The organism is Listeria valentina (assembly GCF_011800755.1).
Taxonomy (GTDB): Bacteria; Bacillota; Bacilli; order Lactobacillales; family Listeriaceae; genus Listeria; species Listeria valentina.
On the sequence record NZ_JAATJW010000026.1, the window covers coordinates 24,156 to 30,860 of the forward strand.

A 6,705-nucleotide genomic window follows, 5' to 3' on the forward strand; every position below is an offset into this window, starting at 1 on the left:
TGGAACATGAATTTTGAAACGGTAATTGGGCTTGAGGTCCACGTTGAACTGAAAACTGAATCGAAGATCTTTTCTTCTGCTCCTGCACATTTCGGGGCAGAACCGAATACGAATACGACGGTTGTAGACTTAGGGATGCCAGGAGTTCTTCCGGTTCTTAACAAGCGCGCTGTTGAATTTGGAATGAAAGCAGCAATGGCAATCAACTGTGAAATTGCCCGCCATACGAAATTTGACCGTAAAAACTATTTCTATCCAGATAATCCGAAAGCTTATCAAATTTCCCAATTCGATAAGCCAATCGGTGAACATGGCTGGATTGAAATTGAAGTAGGCGGCAAAACAAAAAAAATTGGGATTACGCGTCTTCACTTAGAGGAAGATGCTGGGAAAAATACGCATACATCACATGGCTACTCGCTTGTGGATATTAATCGTCAAGGAACGCCACTTATTGAAATTGTTTCTGAGCCGGATATTCGCTCGGCTGAGGAAGCGTATGCTTATCTTGAAAAATTGAAATCGATCATTCAATATACGGGTGTTTCTGATGTGAAGATGGAAGAAGGTTCGATGCGTTGTGACGCGAACATTTCGATTCGTCCAGTTGGGCAAGAGGAATTTGGCGTGAAAACAGAGCTTAAGAATTTGAACTCCTTTAACAACGTTCGTAAAGGCATTGAATACGAAGAAAAACGTCAAGCGGAAGTACTAATGGCTGGTGGAATCATCGAGCAAGAAACACGTCGTTTTGAAGAAGCGACTGGAAAAACGACGTTGATGCGTGTTAAAGAAGGTTCGGATGATTACCGTTACTTCCCAGAACCGGATCTTGTTGATTTGTATATCGATGAAGCTTGGATGGAACGCATTCGCAGTGAAATTCCTGAGCTGCCAGATAAACGTCGTGTACGTTATGTAGAAGAGCTTGGTTTGCCTGCTTATGACGCGATGGTTCTGACGCTTACAAAAGAAATGTCTGATTTCTTTGAAGCAGCCATCAAACTTGGAGCCGATGCGAAGCAAATCTCGAACTGGCTGATGGGCGAAGTTTCAGCGTATTTGAATGCTGAACAAAAAGAACTTCATGAAACAGGGCTCACACCGGAAAACCTTGCTGGAATGGTCAAGTTGATTGAAAATGGGACAATTTCTTCGAAGATCGCTAAGAAAGTCTTCCGTGAACTCGCTCAAAATGGTGGCGATGCTGAAGAAGTCGTGAAAGCGAAAGGACTTGTTCAAATTTCAGATGAAGGCGAGTTGCGTAAAATTATTTCGGGTATTTTGGATAATAACGCGCAGTCGATTGAAGATTATAAGAACGGAAAAGATCGTGCTGTAGGTTTTCTTGTCGGTCAAGTGATGAAAGCGACAAAAGGGCAAGCAAATCCGCCAATGGTAAATAAGATCTTACTAGAAGAAATGAATAAACGTTAAACTGGAAGAAGGAGGCAACTAGCTTCCTTCTTTTTCTTTTTAAACCTGCTGTTTTTTGCTATAATGAAACTGTTGGTGTGAAGAAAATCGGTTGAATGAGCAATCGTATTTTTGTTTTGTAAGAGAGGATGAACTACATGGCGAAGAGAGCCCGTGTGATCTATAATCCGACATCTGGTCGGGAAATTATTAAAAAAAATTTAGCAAATGTGCTGATGATTTTGGAAGATGCTGGCTATGTGACTTCTGCGCATGCGACGACGCCTGAACCGGGAGACGCGGAGCGAGAAGCCAAGCTTGCGGTTGCTGAACGATATGATTTAGTTGTTGCCGCGGGTGGAGATGGTACGATTAATGAAGTGATTAATGGTATTGCTGAGCAGGATTACCGGCCAAAAGTAGGGATTATTCCAACGGGAACGACAAATGACTTTGCACGTGCCCTCCACGTTCCTCGTGATGTCATTAAAGCAACGGAACTGATTGCAAAAGGCGATTCAGTTGCGATGGATATTGGGAAAGCAAACGGCACATATTTTATTAATATCGGCGGCGGTGGCCGGATCACAGAGCTTACTTATGATGTTCCAAGCAAACTTAAAACGATGCTCGGGCAGCTTGCTTATTATTTAAAAGGAATTGAGATGCTACCTTCGATTAAAGCGACTAAAGTGCGGATTGAATATGATGAGGGGGTATTTGAAGGAGAAGCGATGTGCTTCTTACTTGGGTTAACCAACTCCATCGGGGGCTTTGAGAAAATCGCACCAGATGCGAAACTCGATGACGGGAAATTTTCATTGATTATTTTGAAAAAAGTCAATTTGCCTGAGTTTATTCGTCTGGTTACGCTTGCCCTTCGTGGCGATCATATTAAGGAGCCCAATGTGATTTACGTTAAATCTCAAAAAGTTGTGGTGACTTCTGAACAAAAAATGTTAATCAATTTAGACGGAGAATTAGGTGGCGAAACGCCGATGGTCTTTGAAAATTTAAATCAACATATTGAGTTTTTTGCTGATGTGGAAGCTATTCCTGCCGCTGATCTTGACCAAGATGAAAAGGCGGGTCTCTTATCTGAGTAATCTTCCTCTAGACTTTTTGTGAAGTAACGGGACTAATGACGGAGCTATCTAGTAAAATAGTTGTCTTTTTTGTCATATGTTTGTATTATTTCTGAAAAAGCATTATAATGGGGAAGTTCTAAGGTAAGAAAGTAGGTGTGAAAAGCTTTGAAAAAAACCAAACCGATAAAACGAATATTAGGCGCTTCTTTTGCGGCACTTCTTTTAGGAGGGGCGGTCACATTCGCTTTTTGGCACGTACAAGCTGATGAAATCGAAAAAACGGCGACAAGTGAGGATCTCATTACGAGCAATAAGACTTGGGTGGATGCCAAGACGGAAATTCCACTTACAAATGATATTCACTTTGTACCACAGAGAAAAGGCACGTCAGTGAAAATCGTCGGGGATGGCGATTTGCAAATTGAAGTAGAGGATGCGCAGCTGCTCAAACAAATGGCTGATGAGGATTCTGATTTTAAAGGAATGAAAAAATACCGGCTTCGAATTGAAGCTGACCGAGTGGCCGATTATTTAAATAATGAACGTTATCTTTTCCCGGTGGAACACGGTTATAAAGGCTTATCGAATTACCGGATTAAAGCGGGGGAAAGAAGGATTCAATCAGCGAGCAAGGCGATTGAGATGACGAGAAAGAATGAGGACTGGGCGGTAGAAACAACGCTTCCAGTTGAATATTCGGATGATCTTGCGAAGGATGCTGTTGATATTCTCAAAATGAATGTATCTTCTGGGAAATTGGATATGGATGATTCGTTTAGTGCGGATTATAAAAAAATTGAAGCTCATGCGAAGTCTTTCCATTATGACTTTACGGTAGAAAAAAATTCTTTGCTTATTTTTAAAAGTGAAGAAGAGGTACAAATTGATGAACCGATCGGGATTGAATATGTGATGAAGTAGAAACAGGGCGAAATGTCCTGTTTTTTTGATGCGGATTACGTTATAATATGGGAATGGAAAGATGAGGAAGGATGAAGTGCTTTGGAAATGGGCCAACTGAAGAAGAATCAGCTGCTGGATGTTTGGATTGAGGACTTGACGCACGATGGTAGCGGCGTTGCTAAAGTGGATGGGTATCCGCTGTTTATTCCTAATACGCTTGTTGGGGAACGTGCAGAGATTAAAGTTGTGAAGTTGAATAAGAAATTCGGATTTGGTCGGTTAATGGAGTTAAAGGAAGCAAGTAAGGACCGAGTGGAGCCACCTTGTCCGGTTTACGATAAATGCGGCGGTTGTCAGTTGCAACACTTATCTTATGCAGGTCAACTTGAATTTAAGCGTCATAGCGTAGAGCAAGTGATGCGCCGGATTGGGAAAATTGAAGCTTGCGTGAAGCCGGTGCTTGGGATGGACAATCCGTTTCGCTACCGCAATAAGTCACAGGTTCCGGTTGGCACAATTGATGGGCGAATTGCGGCTGGATTTTATCAAAAGCGCACACACGATATTATCGATATGGATGCCTGCTTGATTCAAGATGAGCGGAGTGACGAGGCTGTTCGGGCGGTGCGCGATGTGATGGAACTTTTTCAAATTGAACCGTATGACGAAATTCGGCACAAAGGGTTCTTGCGCCACATCATGACGCGTGTCAGTCGCTCAACGAATGAACTTATGCTCGTTCTCATTACGCGGACGGAAGACTTTCCGTTTCTTGCAGAAGTGCTTGAAGCTTTGAAAAAACGAATTGATGGGCTTGCTTCTGTGGTGCAAAATGTCAATCCGCATAAAACCAATGTGATTTTCGGAGAGAAAACGCGTGTGTTAGACGGAAAAGAACGGATCACGGACACGATTCACGGCATTCAATTTGCGATTTCGGCGAAAAGTTTTTATCAGGTAAACCCGGAGCAGACGGAAGTGTTATATGCGAAAGCGCTTGAAGCTGCTGGGCTGACGGGGCAGGAAACGGTGATTGATGCTTATTGTGGCATTGGTTCGATTTCACTTTGCCTTGCAAAGCAAGCGAACAAAGTTTACGGGGTTGAAATCGTTGACGCGGCGATTCAAGATGCGCGGCGCAATGCGGAACTGAATCAGCTAGATAATGCGATATTTGAGACGGGGAAAGCAGAAGAAGTGATTCCGCGCTGGTATGAAGAAGGCATTAAAGCGGATGTGATCGTTGTGGATCCTCCTCGTAAAGGCTGTGATGAGAAGCTTCTTGAAACGATTCTTGCGATGAAACCGAAGCGTGTTGTTTATGTGTCTTGTGAGCCGAGCACACTTGCCCGTGATTTGCGGATCTTGGAAGATGGCGGCTATCAAGCAGGGAGCGTTCAACCTGTTGATATGTTTCCGATGACGACGCATATTGAAAATGTCGTGGCACTTGAACGCGTGGCTCATTAACAAGCTTGAAATAGAAAAGCCGTTTTGGACGAATGATTGGATTCGTCCAAAACGGCTTTTTGTATTAGGATAACTGTGCTTGGATTTCAGAGACGATCTCAAGTGGGCTGAGACAATCCGTTTCGATACTAAAACTCGCGACTGCTTCATAATGGGCTTCGCGTGAGTGAAATAATTGCTCGATTTCTTCAGGTGTTTGGTTTTTGGCAAGCGGTCTCGTTTCGTCGCCTTTTAGTCGTCTTAGAAAGGTAGCTGGACTTGTTTTTAAATAAATAATTGTGGCTGGATGTTGTTTTAAAAAAGCGCGCGTGGCTTCGGTTGTGATGACACCGCCTCCTGTTGAAATGACTGCAGCACTTGTTTCGAATTCGGAAAGTTTTTGCTGTTCGAGTTGGCGAAAGTAAGGTTCGCCAAATTCGGAAAAGATCGTTGTGATGTTTTTTTGTTCTTCGGCTTCAATAGCTCGGTCAATGTCGACAAATGGCATGCCCCTTTTTTTGGCAAGTAGTTCACCAACAGTCGTTTTTCCTGAAGCCATAAAACCAATTAGGATGATCGATTGAATTGGAAGTCGCTCCCTTCGTTACTGCTTTAGTTAAAGGTATTTTACCATAGGATGGAGTGGTTTGCGAGGTTGTTTGGCGCGTAAATAGTCTTTTTTGGATAGGGCTCTTTTGTAGCACGCTTTTTTGGTGTACAATGAAGGTAAGCCTGTTGGAGAGGAGAAATCATGAATTTGCAATCAAAGATTTTAGCTGGGGACAAGGTGAAACTTTATGTGAATAAACGACTCGTTTTTTCAAATGTTTTATTGTCACTGGCTGTGAGTATTTTGCTTTATTTACTATTCAGCCATTTGAAAGGGGTTACGGGAACGGAGGAAATCATTTTGATGATTTTTCTCGCGATATTTGTGTTACGCCCGTTTTTTAGATTGCTTAATGTGATGCCAACCATTGAACTTAGTCAAGAGGGGATTGGTTATCGCGGAGATTTTGAGCCTTGGGATGCGGTTTTTGAGGCGAAAGTAGTACGCCCGAAGGTTCGACTTTTTAGTTATGGTAGGTTGGTGCTTTATACGGAAATTAAGGGGCAATCGGAGCTTGCTTGGGATATTACGGCTTATGATAGTGAGCTTGATCTTTTGGAGCTGGAAGCGCTCATTAAATTTTGCATCGCTGAGTTTGGCGGAAAAGTGGAAAATGTGGCGCCTTTTCCTGAAGAAAAACAGCCGGCTTCGTTTTAAGGGCTACGGCTTCGGGTAAAGTGCTTTATACGAGACGAGGAGGAGAGGCAAATGGGAAAAGTTTATTTTACAACGAGTGCAACGGGTGTTGGCGGCAGAGCGGGCACGGTTGCATCGAATAACAGTGATTTGGAATTTGAACTAAGCAGACCGGTTGCGTTTAAAGGTGAAGGCGGCGGTGGTACGAATCCGGAAGAGTTGTTCTCGATGGGTTATGCGGCTTGTTTTGGAAGTGCTTTTCAATCGGTTGCGCGTAAAAATAAATCCAACGCGAAAGCTGAAATTACGGTGGAAATTGCGATGGAAGATGATGATGCGGACGGCGGCTACAAGCTTGCTGCGAAAATCACAGGTTTTATTACGGAAGCAACGCGTGAAGAAGCGGAACATTTGATGCAAGAAGCGCACAAGATGTGTCCGTACTCGAAAGCCACTCGTGGCAACATTGAAGTGGAGCTTAAAACGCGTATTGCGGAATAAGTGGTGGAAATAGAACTTGGGGTTTTGATACACTCCCTATAAAGTAGACACTAGGAATAAAAAATCTAGTTCACTTTAGAAGGAGTGTATTTTGTTATGACT

At 43.1% G+C, this 6,705-nt stretch carries 7 protein-coding genes; 6 read left to right on the forward strand and 1 reads right to left on the reverse strand.

The features are described 5' to 3' along the window. Nucleotides 1–6 precede the first annotated feature (6 nt). The 4 genes from gatB to rlmD all read left to right on the forward strand — a co-directional run bounded on the left by gatB (nt 7) and on the right by rlmD (nt 4,877). The gene (gene gatB / locus HCK02_RS07770) at nt 7–1,437 is read left to right on the forward strand and encodes an Asp-tRNA(Asn)/Glu-tRNA(Gln) amidotransferase subunit GatB (RefSeq protein ID WP_167629567.1); all 1,431 of its coding nucleotides are present in this window, start codon (nt 7–9) and stop codon (nt 1,435–1,437) included. 137 nt (nt 1,438–1,574) lie between these two features. After that, entirely contained in the window at nt 1,575–2,522 is a 948-nt protein-coding gene (locus HCK02_RS07775) for a diacylglycerol kinase (RefSeq protein ID WP_167629568.1), read from the forward strand. A gap of 147 nt (nt 2,523–2,669) precedes the next feature. After that, the gene (locus HCK02_RS07780) at nt 2,670–3,425 is read left to right on the forward strand and encodes a hypothetical protein (protein WP_167629569.1); all 756 of its coding nucleotides are present in this window, start codon (nt 2,670–2,672) and stop codon (nt 3,423–3,425) included. 81 nt (nt 3,426–3,506) lie between these two features. Then, nucleotides 3,507–4,877: a 23S rRNA (uracil(1939)-C(5))-methyltransferase RlmD gene (rlmD, locus tag HCK02_RS07785; protein ID WP_167629570.1), complete on the forward strand. Its 1,371-nt coding sequence runs from the start codon at nt 3,507–3,509 to the stop codon at nt 4,875–4,877. A 64-nt stretch (nt 4,878–4,941) separates the two neighbouring features. Here rlmD and HCK02_RS07790 read toward each other — a convergent pair whose 3' ends face one another. Beyond that, entirely contained in the window at nt 4,942–5,442 is a 501-nt protein-coding gene (locus tag HCK02_RS07790; RefSeq protein WP_281348876.1) for a shikimate kinase, read from the reverse strand. A gap of 165 nt (nt 5,443–5,607) precedes the next feature. On the opposite strand from HCK02_RS07790, the gene HCK02_RS07795 reads away from it, so the two are divergent. Together HCK02_RS07795 and HCK02_RS07800 are read left to right on the forward strand one after the other, a co-directional pair. After that, on the forward strand, nt 5,608–6,123 hold the full coding sequence (locus HCK02_RS07795; protein ID WP_246215553.1) for a hypothetical protein: 516 nt from the start codon (nt 5,608–5,610) through the stop codon (nt 6,121–6,123). Nucleotides 6,124–6,174: 51 nt separating this feature from the next. Further along, the gene (locus HCK02_RS07800; protein ID WP_167629572.1) at nt 6,175–6,603 is read left to right on the forward strand and encodes an Ohr family peroxiredoxin; all 429 of its coding nucleotides are present in this window, start codon (nt 6,175–6,177) and stop codon (nt 6,601–6,603) included. The last annotated feature ends 102 nt before the right edge of the window (nt 6,604–6,705 follow it).

Coding starts and splice junctions, on each gene's coding strand:
- gatB (WP_167629567.1), top strand. CDS start 7: ATGAATTTTGAAACGGTAATTGGGCTTGAGGTCCACGTTGAACTGAAA.
- HCK02_RS07775 (WP_167629568.1), top strand. CDS start 1,575: ATGGCGAAGAGAGCCCGTGTGATCTATAATCCGACATCTGGTCGGGAA.
- HCK02_RS07795 (WP_246215553.1), top strand. CDS start 5,608: ATGAATTTGCAATCAAAGATTTTAGCTGGGGACAAGGTGAAACTTTAT.
- HCK02_RS07800 (WP_167629572.1), top strand. CDS start 6,175: ATGGGAAAAGTTTATTTTACAACGAGTGCAACGGGTGTTGGCGGCAGA.